The organism is Pseudooceanicola lipolyticus, assembly GCF_002786325.1.
GTDB lineage: Bacteria > Pseudomonadota > Alphaproteobacteria > Rhodobacterales > Rhodobacteraceae > Pseudooceanicola_C > Pseudooceanicola_C lipolyticus.
In genome coordinates, this window is sequence record NZ_PGTB01000289.1 from 1 (window position 1) to 2,669 (window position 2,669).

Consider the following 2,669-nt stretch of genomic DNA (forward strand, 5'->3'; position numbering starts at 1 on the left):
CCCCGGCCGAGCCGGCGGTGGCCAGCCAGAGCAGCTGGGCCGGGTGCAGCGCGGTGCCGCGCAGCTGGGCGATTTCATAGGCGGCGGCCATGGTGCGCAGCATCGAGAAGGAGGAGCCGCCGCCGGTATCGGTGGCCAGGCCGATGCGCTGGCCGTCGCCGGCAAGGCCGGGCAGGTCGAACAGGCCGGAGCCGATGAAGGTGTTCGAGGTCGGGCAGTGGACCAGCGCCGCGCCGGTTTCGCGCAGGCGGTCGCGTTCGCGCGGTTCCAGGTGGATGGCATGGCCATAGAGCCCGCGGGCGCCCAGCAGGCCGAAGCGTTCATAGGTGTCGAGATAGTCGCGCGCCTGCGGATAGAGGCCCAGCACCCAGTCGATCTCGTCGGTCTGTTCCGACAGATGCGTCTGCATCAGGCAGTCGGGATGTTCGGCCCAGAGGCTGCCCAGCGCCGCGAGTTGGTCCGGCGTCGAGGTCGGCGAGAAGCGCGGGGTGATGGCATAGGAGAGGCGGCCGCGGTTGTGCCAGGTCTCGAGCAGCGCGCGGCTTTCATCATAGGCGCTTTGCGCGGTGTCGCGCAGCCCCTCGGGCGCGGTGTCGCGGTCCATGCAGGTGCGCCCGGCCACCAGGCGCTGGCCGCGCTTCTCGGCCTCGGCGAAGATCGCCGTGACGCTGGCCGGGTGGATGGTGCAATAGGTGCAGATGGTGGTGGTGCCATGCGCCGCCGTTAGGTCGAGATAGCGCGCCGTGATCTCCTGCGCATAGGCCGGGTCGGCGAATTTCATCTCTTCGGGAAAGGTATAGCTGTTCAGCCAGTCGATCAGCCGCTTGCCCCAGCTGGCGATTATCGCGGTCTGCGGGTAATGCGCATGGGCATCGACAAAGCCGGCGGTGATCAGCCGGTTGCCATAGTCCCGTATGCCGGCGCCGGGAAAGGCGCGGCGCAGCGTCTCCAGCGGGCCCAGCGCCGCGATCCGGCCACCGGAAAGCGCAACCGCCTCGTCGGTGCGCGCGGCGCCCGCCGCGTCGCCCTCGAAGGGCGTGCGCGTGAAGGACAGAACCCGGCCTGTCAGAATGATGTCGTCTTCCATCTTGCGCCGCCCCGGCCGTTTGGTATCCGGGCTAGGTTAGACTTCGCCCGGCGCGGGGTAAATCATGCTATTGTCATTGTTTTCCGGTTGGACCTTCTTCAAAATTCAATCCAGTCGCGGAAGGGGTAAAGATGAACACGGACGCCGAGGACCTGGCCGAAGAGCAGGAGCGCGAGGACGGCGCCTATACGCTGGACCGCAAGGCGGTGGCGGCGATTCTCTATGCCGTCGACATCGACGACCGCGACAAGCTGGTCGAGTTGATGGAGCCGCTGCACCAAGCCGATATCGCCGACCTGCTGGAACAGATCAACGCCTATGACCGGGCGCGGCTGATCCGGCTTTATGATCGCGAATTCGACGGCGAGATCCTGTCGGAGCTGGACGAGGGCATCCGCGAGGAGGTGATCGCCATCCTGTCGCCGCATGTCCTGGCCGAGGCGGTGCGCGAGCTGGACAGCGACGATGTGGTCGACCTGGTCGAGGATTTGGAAGAGCCGCAGCAGGAAGCGATTCTGGACGCGCTGGATGAGCTGGACCGCGCCGCGGTCGAGCAGGCGCTGTCCTATCCCGAGGGGTCGGCCGGGCGGCTGATGCAGAGCGAGGTGGTGGTGGCGCCCGAGCATTGGAATGTCGGCCAGGCGATCGACCACATGCGTTCGGCCGAGACGCTGCCGGACCAGTTCTATCACATCGTGCTGGTTGATCCGCGGATGCACCCGATCGGCAATGTCACCCTGGGCAAGGTGATGGCGTCGCGGCGCGAGGTGCCGCTGGCCGAGCTGACCGAAGAGATGTTCCGGGTGATCCCGGTGACCCAGGACGAGGGCGACGTGGCCTATGCCTTCAACCAGTATCACCTGATCTCGGCGCCGGTGGTCAACGAGGACGGGCGGCTGGTGGGGCAGATCACCATCGACGACGCGATGATCGTGCTGGACGAGGAACACGAGGAGGACATCCTGCGCCTGGCCGGGGTGGGCGAGGGCTCGCTGGCGGACCGGGTGATCGACACGGTGCGCGGCCGCTTTCCCTGGCTGGGGGTGAACCTGGTGACCGCGATCCTGGCCTCGCTGGTGATTGCCCAGTTCGAAGGGGTGATCGCGCAATTCGTGGCACTGGCGGTGCTGATGCCGATTGTCGCCTCGATGGGCGGCAATGCCGGCACCCAGTCGCTGACCGTGGCGGTGCGGGCGATCGCCACCAAGGACCTGACCGGCTCGAACGTGTGGCGGGTGATCCGGCGCGAGGTGCTGGTGGGGCTGATGAACGGGCTGGCCTTCGCGCTGATCATGGGGCTGGTCGGGCTGGTCTGGTTCGGCTCGCTGGGGCTGGCAGCGGTGATCGCCGCCTCGATGGTGATCAACCTGGTGGTGGCCGGGCTGGCCGGCACGGTGATCCCGGTGCTGCTGGACAAGCTACGGGTCGATCCGGCGCTAGCCTCGGGTGCCTTTGTCACCACGGTGACCGACGTGGTGGGGTTCTTCGCCTTCCTGGGCTTTGCCGCCCTGTACCTGCTGTGATCGGGCCGGCGGGCGAGAAGGCGGCGGCGCGCGCGGCGGCCTTTGCGCGGCGGGCGACG

Annotated in this window: 2 protein-coding genes; one reads left to right on the top strand and one right to left on the bottom strand. The window is 67.6% G+C overall.

Annotated features, from left to right (window positions below; genetic code table 11):
• A partial coding sequence (guaD, locus tag CVM52_RS25065) for a guanine deaminase (RefSeq protein ID WP_100164990.1) occupies nucleotides 1-1,087 on the bottom strand: 1,087 nt, incomplete at its 3' end.
• Nucleotides 1,088-1,218: 131 nt separating this feature from the next.
• Here guaD and mgtE point away from each other — a divergent pair.
• Nucleotides 1,219-2,610 (top strand): magnesium transporter, encoded by a 1,392-nt coding sequence (gene mgtE, locus CVM52_RS25070; protein WP_100164991.1) that lies wholly within the window; start codon nucleotides 1,219-1,221, stop codon nucleotides 2,608-2,610.
• The last annotated feature ends 59 nt before the right edge of the window (nucleotides 2,611-2,669 follow it).

Coding starts and splice junctions, on each gene's coding strand:
- mgtE (WP_100164991.1), top strand. CDS start 1,219: ATGAACACGGACGCCGAGGACCTGGCCGAAGAGCAGGAGCGCGAGGAC.